17 protein-coding genes are annotated in these 23,971 nt (G+C 74.1%); 3 read left to right on the top strand and 14 right to left on the bottom strand.

The genetic code is table 11. The features are described 5' to 3' along the window. Positions 1-2: 2 nt before the first annotated feature. From ACFQTY_RS06815 to ACFQTY_RS06800, 4 genes are all read right to left on the bottom strand, one after another. Positions 3-368, bottom strand: coding sequence for a hypothetical protein (locus tag ACFQTY_RS06815; protein WP_378098711.1), 366 nt, complete (start codon positions 366-368; stop codon positions 3-5). Beyond that, entirely contained in the window at positions 365-1,936 is a 1,572-nt protein-coding gene (locus ACFQTY_RS06810; protein ID WP_378098709.1) for a glycosyltransferase, read from the bottom strand. The genes ACFQTY_RS06815 and ACFQTY_RS06810 overlap by 4 nt, the downstream gene beginning before the upstream one ends. A 181-nt stretch (positions 1,937-2,117) precedes the next feature. Then, positions 2,118-2,555, bottom strand: coding sequence for a VOC family protein (locus ACFQTY_RS06805; RefSeq protein ID WP_378098707.1), 438 nt, complete (start codon positions 2,553-2,555; stop codon positions 2,118-2,120). Between the two features lie 74 nt (positions 2,556-2,629). Continuing rightward, the gene (locus tag ACFQTY_RS06800; RefSeq protein WP_291758898.1) at positions 2,630-3,100 is read right to left on the bottom strand and encodes an SRPBCC domain-containing protein; all 471 of its coding nucleotides are present in this window, start codon (positions 3,098-3,100) and stop codon (positions 2,630-2,632) included. 51 nt (positions 3,101-3,151) lie between these two features. On the opposite strand from ACFQTY_RS06800, the gene ACFQTY_RS06795 reads away from it, so the two are divergent. After that, positions 3,152-3,937, top strand: a complete 786-nt coding sequence (locus tag ACFQTY_RS06795) for a metalloregulator ArsR/SmtB family transcription factor (protein WP_378098704.1) — start codon at positions 3,152-3,154, stop codon at positions 3,935-3,937. Between the two features lie 18 nt (positions 3,938-3,955). Here ACFQTY_RS06795 and ACFQTY_RS06790 read toward each other — a convergent pair whose 3' ends face one another. Further along, on the bottom strand, positions 3,956-4,825 hold the full coding sequence (locus ACFQTY_RS06790; protein ID WP_378098702.1) for an alpha/beta fold hydrolase: 870 nt from the start codon (positions 4,823-4,825) through the stop codon (positions 3,956-3,958). Between the two features lie 60 nt (positions 4,826-4,885). On the opposite strand from ACFQTY_RS06790, the gene ACFQTY_RS06785 reads away from it, so the two are divergent. Then, positions 4,886-5,437: a helix-turn-helix domain-containing protein gene (locus tag ACFQTY_RS06785; RefSeq protein ID WP_378098700.1), complete on the top strand. Its 552-nt coding sequence runs from the start codon at positions 4,886-4,888 to the stop codon at positions 5,435-5,437. Between the two features lie 133 nt (positions 5,438-5,570). Here ACFQTY_RS06785 and ACFQTY_RS06780 read toward each other — a convergent pair whose 3' ends face one another. After that, entirely contained in the window at positions 5,571-6,716 is a 1,146-nt protein-coding gene (locus ACFQTY_RS06780) for a hypothetical protein (protein WP_291758910.1), read from the bottom strand. Positions 6,717-6,944: 228 nt separating this feature from the next. Further along, on the bottom strand, positions 6,945-9,956 hold the full coding sequence (locus tag ACFQTY_RS06775; protein ID WP_378098698.1) for an alpha-mannosidase: 3,012 nt from the start codon (positions 9,954-9,956) through the stop codon (positions 6,945-6,947). Between the two features lie 197 nt (positions 9,957-10,153). Here ACFQTY_RS06775 and ACFQTY_RS06770 point away from each other — a divergent pair, with 197 nt between their 5' ends. After that, complete coding sequence (locus ACFQTY_RS06770; RefSeq protein WP_378098696.1) at positions 10,154-12,115, top strand: protein O-GlcNAcase; 1,962 nt, start codon at positions 10,154-10,156, stop codon at positions 12,113-12,115. A gap of 7 nt (positions 12,116-12,122) precedes the next feature. Here the strand turns inward: ACFQTY_RS06770 and ACFQTY_RS06765 are convergent, their stop codons facing one another. The 7 genes from ACFQTY_RS06765 to ACFQTY_RS06735 all read right to left on the bottom strand — a co-directional run bounded on the left by ACFQTY_RS06765 (position 12,123) and on the right by ACFQTY_RS06735 (position 23,956). After that, positions 12,123-14,144 (bottom strand): hypothetical protein, encoded by a 2,022-nt coding sequence (locus ACFQTY_RS06765; RefSeq protein WP_378098694.1) that lies wholly within the window; start codon positions 14,142-14,144, stop codon positions 12,123-12,125. Next, positions 14,141-16,888, bottom strand: coding sequence for an alpha-mannosidase (locus ACFQTY_RS06760; protein ID WP_378098692.1), 2,748 nt, complete (start codon positions 16,886-16,888; stop codon positions 14,141-14,143). Before ACFQTY_RS06760 ends, ACFQTY_RS06765 begins: the two co-directional genes overlap by 4 nt. Next, complete coding sequence (locus ACFQTY_RS06755) at positions 16,885-17,466, bottom strand: SIS domain-containing protein (protein WP_291758923.1); 582 nt, start codon at positions 17,464-17,466, stop codon at positions 16,885-16,887. Before ACFQTY_RS06755 ends, ACFQTY_RS06760 begins: the two co-directional genes overlap by 4 nt. Beyond that, positions 17,459-18,466, bottom strand: coding sequence for an ROK family protein (locus tag ACFQTY_RS06750; RefSeq protein ID WP_291758926.1), 1,008 nt, complete (start codon positions 18,464-18,466; stop codon positions 17,459-17,461). The genes ACFQTY_RS06755 and ACFQTY_RS06750 overlap by 8 nt, the downstream gene beginning before the upstream one ends. A gap of 81 nt (positions 18,467-18,547) precedes the next feature. Next, positions 18,548-20,422, bottom strand: coding sequence for an MBL fold metallo-hydrolase (locus ACFQTY_RS06745; protein WP_378098689.1), 1,875 nt, complete (start codon positions 20,420-20,422; stop codon positions 18,548-18,550). Between the two features lie 100 nt (positions 20,423-20,522). Next, a complete protein-coding gene (locus ACFQTY_RS06740; protein ID WP_378098686.1) occupies positions 20,523-22,064 on the bottom strand; it encodes an FAD-dependent oxidoreductase in 1,542 nt (513 codons plus the stop codon). After that, positions 22,061-23,956, bottom strand: coding sequence for a hypothetical protein (locus tag ACFQTY_RS06735; protein ID WP_378098684.1), 1,896 nt, complete (start codon positions 23,954-23,956; stop codon positions 22,061-22,063). Before ACFQTY_RS06735 ends, ACFQTY_RS06740 begins: the two co-directional genes overlap by 4 nt. Between the last annotated feature and the right edge of the window lie 15 nt (positions 23,957-23,971).

The raw sequence follows: 23,971 nt of genomic DNA, 5'->3' as shown, positions 1-23,971 counted from the left end.
GCCTACCGATCCGAGGTCGGGGCCGGGGGTCCGGCGGGCTGCGATCCCGAGACGACTGCCGCGGGCAGAGCGGCGTAGATGCTCCGGTCCGCGGCGCGCCGGTCCCGACCGCGGGGCCGCGAGACCCGGCCGGGCGCGCGCGAGCCCGTCGGCCGGTGCGGCGCCCCGGCGCCCACCCGGTCTCGTTGCCGCGACGTCCACCGGCGCAGCGCATGGCCCTTCGGCAGCACCTTGAGCACCGCGAGCGTGGCGTACATCAGCGTGTTGAGGGCCACGAACGTCGCCAGGATCTCGAAGCCGGACGAGTGCAGCAGGCGCTCGGGCAGCAGCACCCCCACGGGGAGCATCGCCGCGTGGACGGCCGTCACCACGCCGCCCCCACCGGGACGTCGGCCGCGGGCACCGGGGCCGGGGCGGTGTGCACCACGTGGTTCCAGCCGGCCCGCCGCCCCAGCAGGATGTCGACGACGCCACGCACGTACACCACGTCGAGGAAGGCGGCGAACACCAGCTCGGGCAGCAGCAGGGCCGCGAGCCCGCGAGCCCGCCAGCCACCGGCCCACACCGTCACCACCCGCTCCACGGCGAACAGCACGCCCATGCCCATCCAGAACGGGAACCACACCCACCTGTCGACGGACAGCACGGTCACCGCGCACAGCAGCCCGTACGCCGCGAGCGCCATCACCCCGTACCCGATGCCGAGCTGCTGGGACCAGTACCGGAGCGTGGTGGGGGTCAACCCGTAGGCCGCGAGGTTCTCCAGCGCGCCGCGCTGCCACCGCAGCCGCTGCCGCCACAGGGCCCGCCACGTCGGCATCACCTCGGTGACCACGGTGCACGCCGCCGGCGAGATCATCAGCGCGCCCAGGGACTTCAGCGCGATGGTCAGCTCGTTGTCCTCGGTCAGCGCGGCCGTGTCGTACACGTCCCCCGGCGTGCCGGGCAACGAGGTGCCGCGCTGCTCCGCCACCGTCCGCAGGGCCGCAGGCCGGAACATCGACGCGGTCCCCGTCAGCACGAACACCCGTCCGCGGCGCCGACGGATGTCCCGGCTGTACCGGCTGTACTCGTTGCGCTGGAACTGGCCCAGCACGCCGGCACCCTCCTCGCCGTAGAACAGGCCCCCGACGGCCATCAGCGCCCGGTCGGCCGTGAACTGCGCGACCGCCTCCTCGAGGAACCCCGGGTCCAGGCGGGTGTCTGCGTCCACCACCATGACCACGTCGTTGTCGCCCTGCCCGGGGAGCACCTCGCGCAGCACCTGGTTGAGCGCGCCGGCCTTCTTCTGGGTGTTCGCGACCGTCTCGACCACCTCGACCCCGGCACGGCGCGCGACCTGCACGGTGGCGTCGGTGCAGTTGTCCGCGATCACCACGATCCGCTCGGGCGGGCGAGGCTGGTCCACCAGCGAGGCGAGGGTCTGCGGCAGGGACGCCTCCTCGTCGTGCGCCGGGATGAGCACGGTGACGGTCACCGGCCCGGCGAAGACACCCGCGGTCCGGGCCATCACCGGCTTCGGGGCGAGCGGATGTCCCAGACCGTCGGCGGAGCGACGCGCTCGGTTGGCGATGCGCAGCTCGACGACCGCGACCCCCACCGCCAGCAGCACCGCGAGCGCCACGGCCGCGAGCGCCACCGGCACCGACGGCGCCTCGGTCGCGTAGAGCACCCGCCACAGGCCGAGCAGGTGACCCTCCATGGGCGCCATCTGCACCGGGTTGCCGATCGCGCTCGCCGTGATCAGGAGGAGCGTCCCCGCGACGGCCGCGAGGCCGAAGACCGTCAGCCCGGCCAGCCGCGCGAACGCCCCGGTCTCCGCCGGTCCACCGGCTCGCGCGGCGTCCGCCCGCTCGACGTCCTGCTGCGGACGTGGGGCCGGGACGACGGTGTCCGGCGGCTCGGGCGGCGACGTCTGCCCACGCCGGGCCAGCACCGCCCGTCCCCGCGACACGACGTCACGCGGAACACCTGTCCCGGGCGCTGGCCGATCCACGGCTTCCCCCCGTCCGAGGGCCGCCGGACGCAGACCCCTCGAACGTCCCGATCGGCCGACGCAGGACCGGAAGAAGAAGTTCTGGACAGGTGACCAAGAATCACCCGCCCACGCGGCGCGCCTAGCTGCGCGTCAGCTCCTGGGCCAGCATCACCAGGATGCCGCTGGGGCCGCGCAGGTAGGTGAGCTTGTAGACCTCGCCATACGTGGCGATGCCCCGCAGCGGGTGGTACCCGAGCGTCGCCGCGACCTCGACCGCGCGGTCCAGGTCCTCCACCGAGAACGCGACGCGATGCATCCCGATCTCGTTGGGAAGCGTCGGTTCGGTCTGGATGGCGTCGGGGTGGAGGTACTCGAACAGCTCGACGCACGGATTGCCGTCGGGCGTCTGGAGCACGGCGATCTTCACGTGGTTGCCGTCCAGCCCGACCGCGGTGTCGGCCCATTCCCCACTGATGGTGTCCCGGCCCACGACGCCCAGGCCGAGCGCGGTGAAGAAGGTGATGGCCTCGTCGAGGTCGCGCACCGCGATGCCGACGTTCTCGAACCTGACGCTCATGAGTACCCCGCTCCCCTGGGTGGTGCGGCCGCCGCACGCGACCTCTCGGTCCTGACGATGGACGCCGCCAAGCATCACGCGGCGCGGACGACCCGGTCCAGGTTGGCCAGCTCGTTGGTGCGCCCCTCGAGGAGGCGCTGCGTCCAGACCTCGTCGTGCAGCGCCTCGACCGTCATCACCACGTGCGTACCACCGTCGGTCGGTGTCAGCACCACCTCGGTGCCGAACTCGTACGGGTCGTGGCCAGGCACGAAGTCGACCAGGGACTGGTACGCCAGCCGCGTCGGCTCCTCCACCGCGGTGAACCGCTTGCGGGACACGGTGGACAACGGCATGCCGGCCGCCTGCATGAAGGCGACCGCCTCCGGCGCGGTGGCGGTCATCGTGTAGACGAGCTCGCCGGCCTCTCTCAGGTCGAGCGTGTCGACGCTCGTGGTGAACCCGTCGGGCGCCCACCAGCGGGCGATGCCGCTCGGGGTGGTCCACAGCCTCCAGATGGTGGCGGGGTCGGTCGGATAGGTGTCCTCGAGGCGATGGGTCGTCATGGTGGCGAACATATTCTTGTTCGAGAATGTAAGTCAGGGCACACTGAGCACGTGGACGTGACCGTGCTCGTGGCGCTCGGCGAACCCAACCGGCTGCGGATCGTCGAGCTGCTGGGCCGCCAGCCCCGCACGGTCGGCGAGATCGCCGCGTCCCTGGGCCTGCGTCAACCGCAGGTGACCAAGCACCTGCAGACGCTGGAGCGTGCCGGCCTGGTGCAGGTGCACCGCCTGGGTCGGCGCAAGGTGTGCGCGCTGGACCGGTCGGGCCTCGCCGACGTCGCGCGCTGGGCCGACGACCTCGCCGTCCCGGGTCCGGACGACGCCGCGCTCGCACGGTACGGCGCTGCGATCCGCGCAGCGTCGGTGCCGGCGCCCGTCACCGTCCGGCGCGCGGTGCCCGCCGGTCCGGCCACCGTGTGGCGTGCCTTCACCGACCCTGCCCTGGCGGCCCACTGGTGGCACCCACGGCACTTCACCGTCGAGCGGTTCCGCCTCGAGGCCCACGCCGGAGGGGTCGTCGAGCTGGTGCTGCAAGAGGGCGACGGCGCCCTGCACCGCGCCGCCGGTCACGTCGTGACCGCGGACGCACCACGGCAGCTCACCTTCACCCTCGACCCTGCCGGCCCGGACGGCGAACCGCTGTTCGTCGCCCGCCACGACGTCCGCCTGTCCGCGGCCGCCGGCGGCACCGACGTGCAGCTCACCGTCAGCCCGACCGACGTGCGCCCCGGCGCCGAGGCGGCGATCGGCGGCCTCGGCATCGGCTGGGAGCAGCTGCTCGACAACCTGGTCACCCTGGTTCGGCAGGACGAGTACCTCGACGGACCCGTGACGTGACGCGGGCAGACTCGCCGCTCACTCCGCCTCGTGCGCCTCGGCGCGCGCGAGGAGCTCTCGGACTGACGCCGCGATGACCTGCGGCCGTTCGGCCTGCATGAGGTGGGCCGAGTCCACCGCCTCGAACCTCGCGTCGGGCAACGACTGGACGTACAGCCGGTCGTGCTCCTGCGCGGACGCGACGAACGCGATCTCGTGCGGCTTGCGTCGCACGGGGCGAGCCGCCGCGAGCACGATGACCGGACACGCCGGCGGGGCCGGCGGCCGCCGGCGGACGTCGCGGATCCCGTCGGCCACCGCCTGCAGCTCCTTGCGGGTCTGCGCCGTCCCGGCCGGGGTGAAGTCCTCGTCGACGATCGCCTGGCAGGTGTCAGGCGAGTAGCCGGCGCGCAGGTTCCCGGTGAACAGTCGCCGCAGCGCCCGGACGTGGGTGAGCACCTGCATCACGGCCATCATGCGGTCGGCCTTCGCCACTCTCGCGTCCCAGTCGTCGTACATCGGCGAAGTCTCGGGTGTGGGATCGACCAGGAGCAGTCCGCGCAGCCGCGAGCCGAGGCGCTCGGCCGCGCGGCGCGCGACCAGGCCCCCCATGCTGTGCGCGACGAGCACGAAGGGGCGCGGGACGACCAGCTCGGTCATGGCGACGAGGTCGTCCGCCATCTGATCGATGCTCAGGGCCCCGGCGACCGGTTCCGTTCGTGGACGTCCCGCGCGGTCGTAGGCGACCAGGCGGGCGGTGTCCGGGAGCAGCGGCAGGACGGGATCCCAGCAGGTCCGCCCGGCGCCCGCTCCGGACTCGAAGACGACCCAGTCCTCGCCGTTCCCCGACTCCTCGACGTAGACGCTGCGGCCGTTCACCGCCTCCAGCCGACCCGGGACATCGCGCACGGCCGCCTCCTCGATCAGTTTCATCTTCGATACCGGTCGCAACTATGACACCATTGACAGGTGAACGCCACGGAGGTCCTGCTCCACCCGGTGCGACTGCGGATCGTCGCGGCCCTGTCGGGCGTGTCGGAGCTGACCACCAGGCAGCTGTGCGAGCGCATCAGCGACGTGTCCCGCGTGACCGTCTACCGGCAGCTCGCGCTGCTGCTGGACGCCGGCTACATCGAGGTTTCCGGCGAGGAGCGCGTCCGAGGCGCCGTCGAACGCCGCTACCGACTGCTCCCGGAGCGTCCACGCATCGGCGCCGACCTGGCAGCGGAGATGACGGTCGAGGACCACCGCCGCGGGTTCGCCGCTGCGATGGCGGTCCTGATCGCCGAGTTCAACGCCTACCTGGACGGTGCTGACGCCGATCCCGTCGCCGACCAGGTCGGCTACCGCCAGGCGGTGCTGTGGCTGAGTCCCACCGAGCTCGCCGAGCTGCTGGGCGAGATGGTCGACGTGCTGCGCGGCTCCATGGCCAACGAGCCCGCACCCGACCGACGGCCCTACGTGCTCAGCCCTGTCCTGTTCCCCCACGAACGGCAGACGCGGCCACCCGCCGACGCCTGATCCCGTCCCGGCAGGTGTCCGACGAGCCGCGGTGGCCCTCGCAGGCCTGCGCTGCCGCGCCGCAGACGTCGGCCGGGGCCCGACCGCCGCGCGCCGTCGTGCCCCCACGCCCCGTGCCGGTCCCGTCCGGTGGTCAGCTCACCGCGGCCTTCGCCGGGTCGAGCTGGGTCTGCAGGCGGTTGAGGTCGTCGATGAGGCCCTGGATCCGGACGCGCTCCGTAGCCGCTGCCGCTTCAGCGGCAGCGGTCGCGGTCGCCCGCTGGGACAGGGCAGCGTGGTCGCGCGTCAGCAGAGCTGCAGCGGCGGACAACGTCTGCTGCGCCGGCGCCAACGGCAGCCTGGTGCCGTCCCACCACGTCCACGACAGCTGGAGTCCGTTACGAGTCGTGGGGGCCATCGCGGCGACCTCGGCGACCTTCGCGTCGTACGCCCGTTGGTAGAACGCCACCGACGCGGCGTCGGCCGCCTGCTGGGCGCGGTCCTGCGCGTTCTTCGTCTCACTCACCGCGAGGGCCGTCGATGCTTGCTGGATCGCGGCGTTCATGCCGTCGAGCAGAGCCAGGTCGGCGGTGTTCACGGCGACGAGCGCGGTCCGGTCCGCGATGAACCGGGTGTAGACGGCCTCCAGCACGGGGTCGACCCCGCCGCCAGGCGCAACGAGGGTGCCGACGTAGGCGAACATCTCCGTCGGACGGTTCTGCGGGTGGGAGCCCACGGAGCCGGCGAGCTCCTTCTGCACGGTGCTGTCCGCCGGGAACGGCGCCACGGCCGCCTCGAGAAGAGGAACCAGCCGGTCCCGTTCCCCCGCCGTGAGCGTCTCCCACGCCGCGTGCAACGTCTCGTGGGCGACGGTCAGCACCGCGAACCCGTGCAGCCGCGGATCGGCGGGCTCGTAGACGACGATCTTGTTCAGACCCGTCAGGTAGCAGCCGACCGCCCCGTCAGCGAGCACGGCCATCGTGGGGGCGTTCACGCACTGGCCGGCAAAGCTCTTGGCGTCCAGCACGCGCGGGGCTGTGCCATAGAAGATCGCACGGCCCTGGGACGACAGGTGCGCCGCGTCAGCCAGCTGCACCGCGGTCGCCGAAGGCGCAGGAACCCGGCCTACCGCTCCGTGCGGGCGCGAGGCGGCGGCGGTCAGCACAGCCGCCGGGTGGTCGCCCGTCACCAGCCACCAGCCGCCACCTAGGACGGCGAACACCACGAGGACCGTGGCCGCTGCCCGCGCCCCGCGGCGTGCGGTCTTGCGGGACGGCACCACCGGGAGCGGTTCGGCCATCCGCCACCCGGTTGGCTGGGTGGCGTTCCCTGCGGCCTCGTCGATCACCCACTGCGGGAGACGACCGCTGGGTGAGCGGGGCAAGTCGTCCGGGATCGGCGCCACAGCGTCACCATCGGCTCGTGGCGACCAGCCGTTGAGCCCGCCGGCGTGGTCGCACCCGAGCCGGGCCGATCAGCGCTCCGGGGCTGGAGGTCGCCTGCCTGACGAACGCCTTGAACGCGCCGTTCAGCGTCGGACGCGCAGTGTCACCACCTGGAAGGGCTTCAGGGTCAGGGACACGCCCTGCTCGGACGTGGTCGCGCTGGTCAGACCCGCCACTTCGGCCGAGTGCCGCTCAAGGAGATCGACGACGGACACCTGACCGGGTCGGTCGAACGCCACGCGCACGGTCGTCCTGCCGCCGCACGACTCGTACAGCCGCACCACCAGGTCGCCCGACCGGTCGTCGGCGAGCTTGACCGCCTCGACGACCACCTGGGGCGTGTCCACGCTCACCACGGCCGGCACCGGGCCGGCGCCGCGCACCCGGCGTGGTGCCAGGTTGGCCCGGTAGCCCTCGCGCACGGCGTCCGGGATCCCGGCGCCGCACAACAGTCGGTAGCCGAAGCTGTGCCGACCGCGGTCCGTCTCCGGGTCGGGGTAGCGGGGGCCGCGCAGCAGCGACAACCGCACGGTGGTGGCCCCGGCGCCGTGCGCGTCACCGGGGGCGCGCCGCGTCACGTCGTGGCCGTACGTGCGCTCGTTGACCAGGGCGACGCCGTACCCCGGCTCCGCCACGTGCAGCCAGCGGTGCGCCGGGATCTCGAACCGCGCAGCGTCCCAGGACGTGTTCGTGTGCGTGGCCCGGTGCACGTGCCCGAACTGCACCTCCGAGGTGGACCGGTCGGCGTGCACGTCCACCGGGAACGCCACCTTGAGCAGCGACTCGCGCTCCTGCCAGTCGACGTCCGTCCGCAGCTCCACGGCGCGCTCCCCGGGTGCGAGCCGGGTGACCTGCTCGAACCGGGAAGCCCCGATGGTCCGCACCACGGTGACGCTCGCCGAGCCGTCGTCGTGCTGCCGGGTCTCGAGGCTGTCCACGGCGTCGAGGTCCCGGGACCTGTTCCGGTAGAACGCGTCGATGTCCCAGGCGTCGAAGCGGTTGGGCAGGTCGGGGTGCAGCTGCAGGACGTTGGCGCGGGATCCGGCCGGGAGCACCTGGCGCCCGGCGCGCAGGTCGGTGACGGTGTCCAACGTCCCGTCAGCGGCGACGTGCACGCGCAGCTCGCCGTTGTCCAGCCACGTCCCGCCGTCGTCGGCCGTCAGCGCGACCGGTGCGGCGTCCGCGGCGACGGCCTTGCCCGCGGCGAGCGCCGGGACGCCGTCACGCGCGTGGGGCGCCGCGTTGAAGACGAGCTCGGTGTCGCCGGTGCCGGCGAGCGCCAGCACGGCGGCGTCGACGAGCGCCTGGGTGCGCGACAGGAGGCCGGCGTACGTCTCGCGCGCCTGCTGGTGCACCCAGGCGATGGAGCTGCCCGGGAGGATGTCGTGGAACTGCAGCAGCAGCGCCTCACGCCAGATCCCGTCGAGCTCGTCGTACGGGTAGTCCAGCCGACCCCGGGACGCCGCCGTCGCCGACCACAGCTCCGCCTCGCGCAGCAGGTGCTCCAGGCGCCGGTTGCCCTCCTTCATCGCCGCCTGGCTGGTGTACGTGCCGCGGTGGAACTCCAGGTACATCTCGCCGGACCACACCGGCGCGTCCGGGAGCTCCTGCTCGGCTCCCTCGAAGAAGGCGCGGGGGCTCTCGACGACGACCCGCGGCGAGCCCTCCAGGTCGGCGACCCGGTGCGCCACCTCGAGCATCTCCCGGGTCGGGCCGCCGCCCCCGTCGCCATAACCGAACGGCAGCAGCGACCGGGTGGCCCTGTCGTGCTCGGCGAGCCTCGCCACGCCCCGGGCGAGCTCGCCGCCGGTCAGCTCCGCGCTGTACGTGTCCGCCGGGGGGAAGTGCGTGAAGACGCGGGTCCCGTCGATGCCCTCCCACCAGAAGGTGTGGTGCGGGAACACGTTGGTGTCGTTCCAGGACATCTTCTGGCTGAGGAACCAGCGGAAGCCGGCGAGCCGGGCGAGCTGCGGCAGCGCCCCGGTGTAGCCGAAGGAGTCAGGCAGCCAGACCTCCTGCGGCTCGACGCCGAACCGCTCCGCGAAGTAGCGCTTGCCGTAGGTGAACTGGCGGACCAGGGACTCCCCGCCGGGCAGGTTGGTGTCCGACTCGACCCACATGCCGCCCACCGGGACGAACTGACCGGCGGCCACCTTGGCCCGGATGCCCTCGAAGACGGCGGGGTGGTGCTGCTCCATCCAGGCGTACTGCTGCGCGGAGGAGCAGGCGAAGACCAGGTCGGGGTACTCGTCGGCGAGCGCGACCACGTTGGAGAAGGTCCGGCTGCACTTGCGGACCGTCTCCCGCGTGGGCCAGAGCCACGCCGAGTCGATGTGCGCGTGGCCGGTGGCGGAGACGCGGTGCGCGCTCGCGGTGGCCTTGGCAGCCAGCACGCCGCGGAGGCGGTCGCGGGCGGCCGGTGCCGTGGCGACGACGTCCCCGAGGGCGAGCTCGTCGAGAGCCGCCTCGAGGGCCGTGCGGATCTCCTGCCGGCGCGGGGACGACTCCGGCAGCGTCTCGGCGAGCTGGTGCAGCACCTGCAGGTCGAGCACCAGGTGCCAGACGTCCTCCTCGAGCACGGCGAGCTCGGCCTGGTCCAGCCGGTAGAGCGGCTCGCGGGGCGCCGTCCGCGGGTCGCCTAGCGCGGTGACCACGCCGGTGAACCGGGGGTTCGCGGCGGCCTCGACGTAGACGTCCACCGGCTCGCCGCCCTCGGCGTCACGCGCGACCGGCACGTAGGCGGTGCGGGGCTCGATGCCCTTCAGCGGCCGGCCGTCGGGCGTGTACGCCAGGCCCTCCGAGCGGAATCCCGGCCCGGACCGCTCGAAGCCGAGGTCGACGAGCAGCTCCACCCGCCGGCCGCGCATCCGGTCCGGGACCTGGCCGCGGAACCGGAACCACGTCGTCGACCAGGGCGGTCCCCAGCGGTCGCCGACGGCGAACGGCTCGTACTGCGCACCGAGGGCCTCCGCCGCCGGCACCGGCTCGCCCGGGAGGTGCAGGGCGGCCACCTCGACGGGCTCGCGGTCGCCGTAGACCGCGGGGACGAGGCGTTCGAGGAGGATGCGCTCGATCCGCATGGTGAGGGACTGCACGGCCCGGTGCATGGTGACGACTCCCGTGGGCGACGGACGTGGAGAACCCCGTCGTCATCGCTCGACTCTGGGATCGTAACCAGCACGAAATCATGGCGCTTTGCTGCGGTCAACCCGAGCGGCGCAATGCCCCACGCTGATCTCAACGCACTAACGTGGTGACGTTCTCACACCGACCGACCAGCGGAGTGCACGTCGTGCCCGAGAGATCCGAGCGACCCGTCGCCGACCGTCCCCACCAGGTGCTCGCGCTGGCCCACCGGGGCGTGGTCGAGGGGTTCTACGGTCCGCCGTGGTCCCACCAGGACCGGCTGGACCACCTGCGCTTCTCCGCCGAGCACGGGCTGAACTCCTACGTGTACGCACCGAAGGACGACCCCTACCACCGGGCGCTCTGGCGCGAGCCGTACCCGGACGACCGCCTGGCGCTGCTCGCGGAGCTCGCCGAGGAGGCGGAGCGGAACGGTGTGCGGTTCGTCTACGGGATCGCCCCCGGCCTGACGATGCGGCTCGACGACCCCGCCGACCAGGAGGTGCTGCACCGCAAGGCGGCCCAGCTGTGGGACGCCGGCGTGCGGCACTTCGCCCTGCTGTTCGACGACCTCCCGGCCGAGCTGACGGCCGACAGGCTGCCGCTGGAGCGGCCGACGGAGTGGCTCGGCGCGCGGCACGGCGCGGTGTGCCGCGCCTTCGCCGAGGGCTTCCTCGCCCCGCGCGGCGTCCACGAGCCGCTGCCGATGGTGCCCACCGACTACGCCGGTACCCAGGTGAGCGCGTACCGGACGGGCCTGGCGACCACGCTCCCCGAGACCTCGCCGGTGTGGTGGACGGGTTCCGACATCGTCGTCGGCTCCGTCTCGGAGCCCGAAGTGACCGCGGCAGCAGCCGCGTTCGACCGCCCCCTGCTGCTCTGGGACAACTTCCCGGTCAACGACTTCGACCCCTCCCGGGCGTTCCTGGGGCCGCTCGTCGGGCGGTCGAGCGGAGCCGCCCACGGCCTCGTCGGGCTGCACGCCAACCCGATGGCGTCGGCCGTCGCGTCACGGCTCGCGCTCGCCACGGTGGCCGAGTACGCGTGGAACCCGGACGGCTACGACCCGGACGCCGCGGCGGAGCGCGCGCTGGCGGCGGTGGCCGGCCCGGACGCGGACGCGCTGCGCCCTCTGGTCAGGGCGTGCAGCACCTGGCCGCCGGACGTCGCGGGCGACGAGGAGCTGACGGCGCTCGCCGAGCGCATGCTCGGCCCTGACCGGGCGGCGGCGCACGCGGCGACGCTCCGCTGGCGCGAGCGGATGGCGGCGCTGGCCCAGATGCCGCCGGGGCAGGGCCGGCTCGCGGAGGAGCTGAGGCCCTGGTCGCACGCGGGTGCCGCGATGGGCGCCGCCGGCTGCGCCGCCGCCGACCTGCTGCTCGCCACCCTGGGGCGCGTCCCCGGCGACGCCCGACGTCCGCTCGAGGCCCGGGCGCGCGACGCGCTGGACCGTGCCGAGCGCCACTACCCGAACGTGCTGCGCGGCCTGGTCCCCCCGCTGGTCCGCGCGCTGCTGCCCGCCGCCGGCGACGACCCGGTGACCGACGAGCCGTGGGCGCTCCTGGTGACCGGTAGGCGGCCGACCGCCGGAGAAGAGCAGATCGAGGCGCTGCTGCACCGCCACGGGCTGCGTGTGCGGCGCGCGCCGGACGGCTGCGGTGACCCGCGGCTCGTCGTCGTCCTGCCCGGCGCGGGCCCCGACGAGGTGGCGGCTGCGGCGGCCCTGCCCCACCCGCTGCTGGCGGCGGCCCACCCGGTCACCGCGGGCCTGGCGGTCCGGACCGGTGTGGTGCACCGGGAGACCGCGGTCACCATCGTCGCTCCCGACCACGCGCTGGCGGACGGTCGCAGCGGGCGGGTGGTGGTGCATGAGGGCCCCGCCATGGCGCGATGGACGGAGCCCGGACCCGATGCCGTGGTTGTCGCGGTGGCGGAGGAGGAGCACCGACCGGTGCTGGTGCACCACCCGCAGGGCGCCCGGCTGACGGACGGCGGCACGGCGCCGGCCGACCGCGTCACGACGTACCTCGGGCCGGACGGTCTCGCGCCGTGGTTGACGGCACCCGCGGGGCTGGCGCTGGTCGACGCGGCCGTCGCGTTCCTGCTCGGTGGTGCTGCGGTGCGCTGAGCCGGGGTCAGAAGGGCTGCTCCGCCAGGTCGGGGTCGAGCAGCGCCTGCTCGCAGGCGAGCAGCAGCACGCCGACGCTCCACGCGTGCGACAGCGTGAGCACCATGCCCTTCGGCTGGAAGCAGGCGGTCTGGTAGTAGCGCTCGGTCACCATCCCGCGGTACGCATTCACCTCGCCGTCGAACCGCGGCACCAGCTGACGGAAGCACGCGAGGGTCTCCCGGGCGCGCTCGACGTACAACGGGTCCCCGAGCGCGCGGGACAGCTCCGCGAGCTCGGCGCTGCAGACGAGGCCGTAGGAGTGCAGGTGCTGGTTGGACGGCGAGGCGTTGTCCGCACCGCGCGTGCCGAAGTCGTAGCGCTCGAGCAGCGTGCCCGGCGGGAACGTGACGTCGTAGGTGTACCGGAACGTCAGCGTCCAGTCCGCGGCGCGCCGGGCCAGCCGCAGCCACCGCGCATCACCCGTGCGCCGGTGCAGGGCCATGTACGCCATCACCGCGACGTAGCCGTCCTCCGAGCTCGGCGCGAGGTCCACGTCCTCCGGCGCGCCGTTGAGGAACTCCTCCTCGACGAACTGCGCGTAGTACTCGCCCGCCCGCTCGGAGGCCCGCAGGTAGGCACCGTCCGCGCCGTCGGCACCGTCCCACCGGCCCGCCTCCGCGAGCGCCCCGACCCACGCGAGCCCGGCCGCCCCCTCCCAGGACAGCACGGAGCCGTTCACGGCGTGGTGCGCGCTGCCGAGGTTCCCGTCGCCGCGCTGCCGCGCCACCACCGCGTCGAGGTTCGACCGCACGGCGCGCACCCAGGAGGAGCGCTCACGGAGGTCGTCGCCCAGCTCCAACGCCCGGACCAGGAACTGGGTGGCCTCCGCGAGCGTGCGCGAGTGCAGCGCGCCCTGGACCGGCGACCAGCTCTGCGACCAGCCGAGCCCGCGGTACCAGACGCCCCAGAACGTCCCCGACGGCGACAGCTCGGCGCAGATGTGGTCGATCACCCGCAGGGCCGCCGCGGTGTACGGCTGGTCGACCGCCCGCCGGCCGTGCACCAGCAGCGCGTAGGCCCACGGGATCCCGCTGACCCAGCCGACGTGCATCGCCGGCCGGTCGAGGCTCGCGCCGTCGGCCCCGCTGATCCCCCGGTCGAACGCCGCGGTCTCCAGGAGCACGCCCGGGTCGGGGTCGTAGTGCCAGCGCCAGAGCCCCTCGGCGGCGATCGCCGCGCTCTCCCCGATCCCCGACCAGGGCCGCAGGCGGGCCAGCCGACGGTTGTGCCGGTGCTGCTCGGCGAGCACGGCGGCGTAGCCGTGCCGGTCCGCGGACAGCCCGTACGCGGCGAACGTGACGGTGGTCCGGGCGCCCGGCTCCCACCGGAACGTGCTCAGCTCCGCGGTGCGCGGTGTGGCGGACCCGTCGTAGCTCAGCGGCTCCTCGCGGAACGGGAACGTCAGGTGCACACGGCCCGCGCCCGCGCGCGCGTCGTGCGCGAAGCCGACGCCCGTCATGCCGACGTCGCTCAGCTCCGCGGCGACCAGCGCCACGCCGCCGCCGCTGGTCCAGGCCAGGACCGCCGGCGTCGACGCCCGGTCGGCGCGGAACGCCCAGCGGTCGCTCACCATCTCCTGCAGGTCCAGCGACGCCGGCGCGAACCGGGGGAACAGCCGGGCGCAGCCCGCCGGCCGGTTCTCGCCGTAGAACACCCCGGGCACCAGCCACCAGGGCGGCTCCGGGTCGGTCGGCAGGTCGACGGCGATGCGCAGGCACGCGTCCACGGGCTGCGTCCCGGTGCACCGGACGTCGACCCGCACCTCCCGGCGGCCGGTCGACGAGGGCGCCGACCAGCGTGCGGACACCTCCAGGCCGAGCGCCGAGCCGGTGGCGTGCACCGCGGACCCGCCGTCGGACGTCACCCGCACGGGCGGCACGGGGACCGTCCGGCCGTCGGGCACCACCAGCTCGGCGACGGCGGCGACCTCGCCGACCACGCCGCCGTCCGGCGCCCGCAGGGTCAGCACCGGATCCTCGGAGGTCACGACCCGTCGCGTCCTTCCGCGTCCCGCGCCTCGAGCTCGGCCGGGTTCGGCGCGTCCGAGTCGTCCGGCGTCGGTCCGGTCGACTCGACGCCCTCGACGGCCGGCGCGAGCGGCAGGACGTCCGCCGGCGCAGCGGGGGTCTCCGCCAGCGGCCACTCGACGAGGTCGACCTCGACCATCGGACCGCCGTCGGCCGGCAGGCGGAAGGTGCGGATCTGGCTCGGGCCCAAGTCGGCCTCCACCACCCGGCCGACCAGGGGGAGCTCGATGCGGGCGCGGGTCGGGGAGCCGGTCGTCTCGACCGCGCGGACCACGAGGTCCGCCGCGGCACCGTCCGGGACGTCCTCGCTGCCCTTGACCGCGGTCACCATGACGGCACCGCCGCCGTCGGACGCGTAGCTCTGCCGGTCCGGCAGCGGGCCGGGGTGGAAGCTCTCCAGCATCGCCCGCACCGGCGAGCCCAGCTCGGCGGCACGGCGGCTCAGGCCCGCGGTGCGCCAGTCGCCGTCGTGCGGCACCAGGCGGTAGCGGAACCGCTGGATGCCCTGGTCCTGGAACGAGTAGATGCCGTCGGGGTCGAGGGCGCGGGGGTCGTGCCACGAGTACACGGGGCTGCGCAGCGCCGTGATGCCGATGCTGGCGGACGCCTCGGCGGAGGCGGGCGACACGTCGTACCCGTGCTTGGCGTCGTTCACCACCGCCAGGCCGGCACGGCGGCCCTGCACCTCCCCGGTGACGTCGACCCACGACTGACCCGGGTGCTCACCGGCGTCGACCGGTCGGGTGGTCGAGCCGAACGGGATCTCGTAGGTGGCCGTCGGGTCGGTGATGCCCACCGGGAACCGCGTCTTCAGCAGGTGCGCCTGCTCGCGCCAGTCGATCGTCACCTGGACCTCGAGGTAGTCGTCCGCGTGGCCGAGCACCAGCTCCTCGACCATCGTGGACCTGCCCCACTCGCGCTCCACCCGCAGCCTTGCGCGCAGGGGGCCGCTCTCCCGGAGCAGCACCCGGACGGTGCGCATCTCGTCGCCGGGCCAGGCGTAGGAGACGACGTGGTGGCCCCACGTGTCGGTCGGGTCCTGGCACACCTGGGTGTGCGGGCCGGCGGCGCCGGCCAGCAGGTCGACCCCCGAGCGCTTGTCGAGGAGCGAGGTGAGCCAGCCGGTGCCAGGGTCGACCTCGACCCGCAGCAGGTCGTTCTCCAGGACGGTCTCGCTCGCTCGCAGCACGCCGGGGGGACGGCCGGTGCGGACCGCGCCCCAGGGTGCGGCGCCGGGGCGCAGGCGGTAGAGCCGGAAGCCGAGCGGCGGCACGTCCGCCTCGAGGACGGTCGCGTGCCGGCCCTGGTCGTTGGTCGTCGCCACGGACTGCACGCGCTGCGAGAGCACCAGCCCGCCGTCGCCGTCAACCACGTGGATGCCCTGCGGCTGCGAGCCGTACTGGAGCTCCACCGCCGTGACCACCCGCCACGGGTGGGGGTTGAACACGAGCACCGGCTGCGTGCCGTCCTCGAGCGGGATCTCCACCTGCCGCGCGATGACGTTGTGCGTGCGGGTGATGATCCGCTTGGAGATCGCGACCGCCTCGCCCAGCTGGTCGCGCGCGTCCTCGTAGGCCGGCTCGATCGCCGATCCCGGCAGCACGTCGTGGAACTGGTTGAACAGGATCTGCTTCCACGCCCGGCCCAGGTCCTCGCGCGGGTAGTCCAGCCCGAACGCCAGCGCACCGACCGCCGCCCAGCGCTCGGCGTTGAGCACCGCCGCCTGCGCCCGCCGCTGCCACAGCTTGATGCCGGAGTGCGCCGAGTAGCAGCCGGCCGCGTGCAGCTGCAGGTCGGTCCGCCACACCGGCAGGTCCTCGAGGCCGTCGGCCCCGATCCGGGCGGCGAGCTCGTCGAAGTAGCGCCGCGGCGACGACATCGTCATGGCTCCGAACGTCCCCATCCGGTCGTACCGGTGGATCGAGTCGATGTTGGCGCGGGTGGGACCCCCGCCGTGGTTGCCCACGCCGTAGAACACCATCACGTCGCCCAGGTCGCGGTCGAGCGTGCCGAGCGCCTTGTCCGCCTGGCCGGCGACGTCGCCGGGGGCGCTGCAGTACTCGAAGGGGATCCGGTAGCCGAGCACCCGGGAGCCGTCGGGCGACTCCCACCAGAACGCGGTCGCGTCGAGCGAGTTCTCGTGCGGGCCGGGCCGCAGGAAGCAGTAGGAGTCCATCCCCTGCCCGCGCAGGATCTGCGGGAGCATCCCGTTGTGCCCGAAGGGGTCGGCGTTCATGCCGACCGTCGCGATCACCCCGAGCTTCTCCTTCAGGTACCGCTGGCCGTACAGCCCCTGCCGGACGAACGACTCCCCCATCGGCAGGTTGCAGTCCGGCTCCACCCACCAGCCGCCGACCATCTGCCAGCGCCCCTCGGCGACCCTGCGGCGGATCCGCTCGAAGAGTTCAGGGTCCGACTCCTCCACCCAGGACAGCAGCACCACCTGGTCGCAGGTGAAGACGAAGTCCGGGTACTCGTCCATCCGGTGGATCGCCGACCAGAACGTGGCCCGCGCCTCCTGGTAGCCCTCCTGCCACGGCCACAGCCACACCGGGTCGAGGTGCGCGTTGCCCACCATGTGCAGGGTGCGCGCCGGGGCGGCGAGGGGCCGCACCGGGCGGGGCGGCGCCGGCTGCCGGCCGAAGGCGGCGTTCGCGACGGGCGCCTCCGGGCTCCGCCGGTCGGCACGGGGAGCGCGGCTCATCGGGACGCCCCCGAGCCGGCGGCCCAGCTGTCCGCCACCTCGGAGATCACGTGCAGCATCACGGTGTGCATCTCCTGGATCCTGGGGGTCTCGTGCGACGGTGCCAGCAGCACGTGGTCGGCGAGGGCCGCGGCCGGGCCGCCGTCGCCGCCGGCGAACAGCAGCGTGGTCGCCCCGCGGTCGCGCCCGGTGGCGAGGGCCCGGACGACGTTCGGCGACCGCCCGCTGGTGGTGAAGCCGACGACCAGGTCGCCCGGCCGGGCGAGGGCCTCCACCTGGCGGGAGAACACCTCGTCGAACGCGTAGTCGTTGGCGATGCAGGTCATGCTGCTCGGGTCCGTGGACAGCGTGACGGCCGGGAGCGGACGGCGGTCCCGCTTGTAGTGGCCCACGAGCTCGCCGACCAGGTGCTGGGCGTCGGCGGCGCTGCCGCCGTTGCCGAACGCGTAGAGGAACCCCCCGCGGGCGAAGGTCGCGCACAGCAGATCGGCCACGACGTGCACCTGGTCGGCCAGGCCCACCAGGGCGGTGGCCGCGGCGACGTGGTCCTGGAGCTGGTCGGTCAGCAGGTCAGACATGGGACAGCTCCTCGAGCCCGTCGAAGGCGACCGCGGCCGCACCGACCACGCAGACGACGTCCCCGAGCGCGGCGAGCTCGACGCGGGCGGCCTGCGCCGCGGGCGGCATCGCCTCCCGGGCCACCACGTCGCGCACCGGCTCCAGCAGCAGGGCGCCGGACCGCGTCACGCCGCCGCCGAGCACCACGAGGTCCGGCTCGAACACGTTGACCAGGTCGGTGACGGCGCAGCCGAGCAGGTCCACCGTCTCGTCCCAGACCTCCGTGGCGAGCCGGTCCCGCGCGGCGGCCGCGGCCGCGACGTCCGCCGCGGTCACCGCCGGCAGGCTCCGCAGCGACGACGGGCCAGGCCGGGAGAGCCGCTCGGCAGCGCGCTCGGCGATCGAGGTCCCGGAGACGTAGGCCTCGACGCAGCCCCGACGTCCGCAGGAGCAGAGCCGGCCACCGCGCTGCAGGGTCAGGTGACCGAACTCGCCGCCGTTCCCGGCGGCTCCGTGGTGCAGCCGACCGTCGATGACCGCGCCGCCGCCGACGCCGGTCGAGACCGTCAGGTAGAGCATCGTCGTCGTGCCCCTCCCTGCGCCGTAGCGGAACTCGCCCAGCGCCGCGGCCGTCGCGTCGTTCTCCAGCATCGCCGGGACGCCGAACTCGGCGGTCGCCAGGTCACCCACCGGCACCCCCAGCCAGCCCGGCAGGTGCGGGGGGCTGAGCAGCACCCCGGAGGCGGGGTCGAGCGGACCGCCGCAGGAGATGCCGACGGCGCGGACGGGGCCGAGCCCTGCCTGCGCCATCGAGCGCCGGCCCATGTCGAACAGGTGCGCCAGCACGGCCGACGGACCGGTCTCGCGCCGCGTCGGCTCGATCAGCAGACCGTGCACCGACCCGTCGGGCGTCACGACTCCCACGGCGAGCTTGGTGCCGCCGATGTCGAGCGCCAGCACGGCCGGGCCCGCACCGTCCGAGTGGTCCGGAGAGGCCGGTCCCGCGCTGGTGAGGGGCACGTGGCCTCCGTCCCTGCTCCGCCGCTGCCGCGGCTCCGCGACCGGTGTGTGTGGTGTCGATGTGACAACGATCCCACAAGGCTAGGGACGGGTTCCCGGCGCGTCAAACGGGAGGACGTCGACGATCGCCTCCGCCTGCTGCCCGAGCATCAGGTCGCCGACCCGCACGTCGGCAGCCACCCGGGCCCGGGTCTGCGGCGCACCGACGCGCACCTGCCAGGTCACCGCCCCGGAGGCGGAGGGGTCCAGGCTGACGTGGCGCTCGTCGGGCTGCGACACGGACCACCCGTCGGGCACCACCAGCCGGACCGCTGCCTCGGCCGCCTGCGGGAGCGGGTTGCGCACCGTCGCGGTCAGCTCGCAGGTGGCACCGGCTGCGACCGCCGAGAGGTACGGCGTCAGGTGGACCAGCACGCTGTCGGCGCCCAGGTCGAGCTCGTCGAGCGGCAGCAGCTCGTGGTGCAGGCGGACCAGCTCCTCGCCCTCCTCCGTGAGCATGTCGAGGTACGCCTGGTCGACCCAGCGCGGCTCCCAGTGCCCGCTCACCATCACGCCGGGAGCAACCCGGCGGTAGAGCGCGGCGCTGGCGCGGTAGTCCTCGATCCGGAACAGGTTGCGGTACTGGTAGTTGAGGACCTCGCGGCGATGCCCCGGGATGCCGAGACCCTCCTGCTGGTCGCCGGTGACCAGCACCTTCACCCCGTCGACCACCAGCTCGAACGCCGCGGCGTAGAGGGTGTGGCCCGGGAGCTCGTGCACCGTGATCTCGTACTCGCGCCACGTGAACGTGCCACCGACCGGCAGCACGCGGTCCACCCGGATCGGGTCCCACCACTGGCACGGCAGGTCGTGCACCATCGGGGCCTCGAGCACCGGGGCTACGTTCGACGGCGCCCACACCTGCGTGCCCTCGACCTCGCGCAGCAGGTTCAGGCCGGCGACGTGGTCGTCGTGGTAGTGGGTGGGCAGGGCCACCTCGATCGCCGTCACGCCGTACTGCTCGCGCAGGGCCGGCAGGGACGCGAGCCACGGGCGCCGCGCCGCGCGGTCGCCACCGGGCGGCAGGCCCGTGGTCATGTCGTAGCCGTAGTCGATCAGCAGCGCCGCCCCGCTGGCCGACAGCAGCACGTAGCTGCAGGCGTTGCTGGTGCGGTTGAGCAGCAGGTGCTCGGTCACCAGCACGTAGGGCTCGGACATGCGGGTCTGCAGGTCCCACGGGTACGGCCGCCGCGAGTCGACGTAGGCGCGCATCCGGGTGGCCAGCAGGCCGAGGGCCTCCTGGGGGTCCGCCATCGCCTCGCCGTGGGACGGCAGGAGCTCGTCCAGCTGCAGGCGCATGAGCGCGTAGCAGCTCAGCACCGTCATCGCCGGACCCTCGTTCTCGGTGTACGACCACTGGGTCGCGGCCAGCGACCACACCTTGCCCGGCGCGTAGACCAGGTCACCGGTGAAGGCGAGCCGACGGCCGTCGCGGTCCACGACGTACGTGACGGACCCGGTGGTGTGGCCGGGCGTCGGGTACGTCTCGACGCGCACCCCGCCGTAGTCGGCGGAGCGGTACTCCGGCACCACGCCGGCCACGGGGACGGGCTCGAGCAGGGAGAACCGGTCCTGGCGGAGGTTGTAGTCGTTGTAGAGCTGCCGGGTGCGCCACATCTCGTCGACCCGGTCGAACAGGTCCCGCTCGACCGGCGGCACGTGGATCCGCACGCCGGCGGCGACCGCCCGCGGCAGACCCTGGCCCTGGTCGCGGTGGTGGTGCGTCATCAGCACGTCCGTCAGCCGGTCCACGCCCATCTCGGCGAGATGGTCGAGGACGGCGCCGGAACCGAAGTCGACGGCGACCGCGGTCCGCTCCCCGCCGGGTCGGGGCTCCGCCGACAGGACGACGTAGACGTTGCAGGTGTCGCGAAGACGGAACACGCCGGGGTGGACCTCGACGACCGGGCTGATCACCCGCGTCATGGTAACGATCCCAGAGAAGCAGGACAACGGACGCGGCGCCTGGTGGCACGGACCTCACCCGGTCGGCCGCACCGCGGCCACCGGCCCGCGCTCACAGGCTGAGCACCTGCCCCTCGTCGCACAGCCGCGCCTGCAGGGCGACGACGTCGACCGCCTGGACGGACCGGCCGGAGGCGGCGGCCGTCGCGGCCGCGAGGCCCGCCGCGTGGCCGAGCATCTGGTACTGCACCTCCATGCGGATCGAGCTGAACGCGACCTGCGACGCGGAGACGCACACGGGGACCAGCAGGTTGGCGCAGTCCTCGAAGCGCGGGACGATCGCGCGGTACGGGATCGGGTAGGGCGGCACGGGCACCGAGAAGTAGCCCTCGTTGACCACCGTGGCGACGGGCCGGGGATGCTCCGGCTCCCACTGCCACGTCCGCTGCACCTCCCGCACGTCGAGGTGGTACGAGCCCATGGCCACGACGTCGCACCAGCGCCGGGTGCCCAGCAGGTCGTGCTCGGTGAGCACGACCTCGCCGGTCATCCGGCGGCCCTCCCGCACGTACAGCTGGTGGGGCAGATGGCCGGAGTCCGTGAACTCGTCGGGCGGCAGTCCCCAGCGCGCCAGCTCCGTGCGGACGCCCGCGGGCACCGCCGGGTCGTTGGCCAGGAACCAGAGCAGGTCCTCGGCATGATGCAGGTGGTGCAGGCGCAGCTCCTCGCGGCGGTCGGGCCCGGCGTCCGGGTACTCCCATGCGGAGCCGTCCAGCACGTTGAGCGAGAAGGGGCCCAGCGAGTTGGCGTCGCACTTGCCGCCCGGGAGGTTCGGCTCCAGGCCGAGCAGGTCGCCGGCCCGCGGCTCGACGTGGCACCGCGCCCACCGGTCGAAGAGCCGGCGACCCAGCTCCCAGTGGGCGTCCTGGTACCCGGCCCGGCGGCGGAACGGGATGCGGTCCGGCGCGGTGGTCAGGCAGACGCGGTAGCCGTAGGCCATCACGCCGCCGTCGCCCGACCCCACCGGCGCGAGCGGTCCGGGCCGGAGCTGGTCCAGCAGCGGCCCGTCGTCCAGGCCGGACGGGTCGTCCCGGAACGGTGACACCCAGTCCGGCATCGAGTGCCGGCCGGGACGGATCTCCTGGCGTCCCGCCCAGCGCTCGCCGTGCAGCGCCCGGCTCTCGCGTCCGACGGCGTACGGCACCCCCGCACCGGCCAGCACGTCCCCCTCGTACCCGGCGTCGACGAACACGGGCGCGGACACCGTGGTGCCGTCGGCCAGCCGCAGCGCGCAGATGCGACCGTCCGCCGCGTCGACGCCGCCGAGGGCCGCGCCCGTCACCAGCTCGACGCCGGCGCTCTCCAGCCAGTCGAGGAAGATCGCCTCCGCCACCCGTGGCTCGGGGCCGGCCCAGGTGCCGACGCCGACGCCGTAGCGGTCGGCGACCGCCCGGCGGAAGCGTCCCGCGAGACCTCCGACCACCCGCGGGTCGCCCACGTCCGTGTAGCCCAGGCCGCCGGACGTCATCCCGCCGAGGTGCATACCCGGCTCGGGCAGCAGCACCTGCGCACCGGCCTCCGCGGCGGCGACGGCCGCGCACACCCCCGCCGAGGTGGCCCCCCAGACGACGACGTCGGCCGAGCGGACCGTCACGGCACGCCTGCAGGCTGCGACCCCACGAGCGCGGTCCGCTGCGCGCGATAGGTGCGCCAGGTCGCCGCGACCAGCGCCAGGTCGTCGTCGCGCAGCGGCTCCTGCGTCCTGTCGATGCGCTCCGCGTAGTACAGCGCCGGCACGCCGAAGGCCGCCTGCGCCGCGACGTAGCTGCGCCACTGGGCCCGGTCCGGCATCGGCCACTGGTCGGTGTCCACCAGGTGGTGCGGCAGGGACGCCGTCGCCACGGCGTGCCGGAAGCGCAGCTGGTCGGCGACGGGAACCGGCCTGCCGGCCACGTCCCGCTCCAGCACGTCGTTGAGCCGCACCATGTCGCACACGTCCCCGAACGAGGGGTGCGGCGTGTGCGTCACGACGAGCGCGTCCGGCTTCACCTCCTTGGCGGCCCGGTACAGCGCCTCGAGCAGCGCGTGCAGCCCGGCGACGCCCCACGTGGTCGCCCCGCCGTCGGGCTCACGGTGGGGCACCAGACCGGTGCCGGCGGGGCTGCGCTGGGTGAAGTCCACCTTGAACCCGTCCGCGTCCAGGCCGTCGGGGCCGAGCAGCCGCCCGACGATGCGGCGCACGCCCTCCAGGTAGGCCGGGTTGCCCGGGTCCGCCGCCACCGCGTGGCCGGTCACGTCCCGCACGCACCAGTCGGCCGGCAGGCCGTCCGCGTCCCACGCCTTCCACCACAGCAGCACCCGCTGGTGCCGCTCGTGCCGGGCGCGGATCCAGCCGCGCAGGTCCGGCCACCGCTGCGGGTCCGGCTCCGCGCTGCCGTACGCCGCCTGCCAGCGGTCGTCGACCACCACCGTGCCCGGCACCACGTCGTGGGCGGCGAGGTGGTCCAGGAGCTCGTCGTACACGTCCTGCCGGGCGAGGTCCGCTGCGACCGGCAGCCCATCGGGCACCACCGCCGACGGCAGGTCGGCGAGGAAGAGCGGATGGGTCAGGGGGTCGCCCGGCAGCGGCGCACGGGCGCACTGCGCACCCCAGCCGCAGAAGATCGGCTCGGCCCACCAGTCCGCCGGTGCCGGGCCGGCCGCCGGGGCGAAGTCGCGGGAGACGAGGTCGTCGCGGTAGCGGGCCAGAGCCGACCACGGGTCGGGCACGGGCCGCAGGACCAGGGTGGGGGTGGTGAGCTCCTGCTGGACGACGGTGTGCCCGTCGTAGTCCAGCTCGAGGTGGAAGCCGCCGTCCGACGGCTGGTAGCGCAGCTCGGTGAACCGGAGAGCGGAGACCGGCGCCAGCACGGCGAGCGACAGCCACGGGCCCGCCGGCACGTCGGTCGCACCGTCGGCGAGGCTCCGCCCGAGCGCCAGGCACAGGGGCGGCGGCGAGAACACGCCGTGCAGCCGCCCCGGGAGGGCGTCGCCGAGCACCCCGAGCGTCGCCGGCGCGTGCGCCGGCCGGACGACGTCGACCGGTTCGGTGGGAGTGGGCACGTAGACCGAGGCGAACTCGATGCCGGAGCGGAAGGAGCCGCAGGCACCGGACCTCAGTGCGGCGCGCCCGCCGAGCAGCCGCACGGTGGACACCCGGCCCTGGCCCTCGACATGCACCGTGACCTCGACCCGGTCCTCGAAGCAGCGCAGCACGGTGGTGCGGTGGTCCCACGCGGTGCTGTCGGTGGTGAGCCGCACCTCGACCACGAACCCGTCGTGCGTCGGCGTCGCGCCGTCGTCCGCGAGGGTCCGGACGACGGGCGCGCCGACGTCCACCGACTCGTCCGGCACGTCGACCCGGTCCACCGACGCGAGCAGGCTGAGCCGCGCCCAGATGCGGCCGTCGGGCTCGGCGAGGATCGCCTCGGGCGGGGCGGATCGGACCTGCAGCACGTAGTCGCGCGCCGCGACGGTGTGCGTACCCGGTCCGTTGATCAGCTGCATGGGACGTCTCCGTGG

Source organism: Cellulomonas sp. T2.31MG-18 (assembly GCF_964266755.1).
Taxonomy (GTDB): domain Bacteria; phylum Actinomycetota; class Actinomycetes; order Actinomycetales; family Cellulomonadaceae; genus Cellulomonas.
This window is presented reverse-complemented; position numbering and strand designations above follow the sequence as displayed.

Excerpts from the sequence above, each read along its gene's own strand:
- ACFQTY_RS06805 (WP_378098707.1), bottom strand. The coding sequence starts at position 2,555 with ATGAGCGTCAGGTTCGAGAACGTCGGCATCGCGGTGCGCGACCTCGAC.
- ACFQTY_RS06800 (WP_291758898.1), bottom strand. The coding sequence starts at position 3,100 with ATGACGACCCATCGCCTCGAGGACACCTATCCGACCGACCCCGCCACC.
- ACFQTY_RS06780 (WP_291758910.1), bottom strand. The coding sequence starts at position 6,716 with ATGGCCGAACCGCTCCCGGTGGTGCCGTCCCGCAAGACCGCACGCCGC.
- ACFQTY_RS06760 (WP_378098692.1), bottom strand. The coding sequence starts at position 16,888 with ATGAGCCGCGCTCCCCGTGCCGACCGGCGGAGCCCGGAGGCGCCCGTC.
- ACFQTY_RS06755 (WP_291758923.1), bottom strand. The coding sequence starts at position 17,466 with ATGTCTGACCTGCTGACCGACCAGCTCCAGGACCACGTCGCCGCGGCC.
- ACFQTY_RS06735 (WP_378098684.1), bottom strand. The coding sequence starts at position 23,956 with ATGCAGCTGATCAACGGACCGGGTACGCACACCGTCGCGGCGCGCGAC.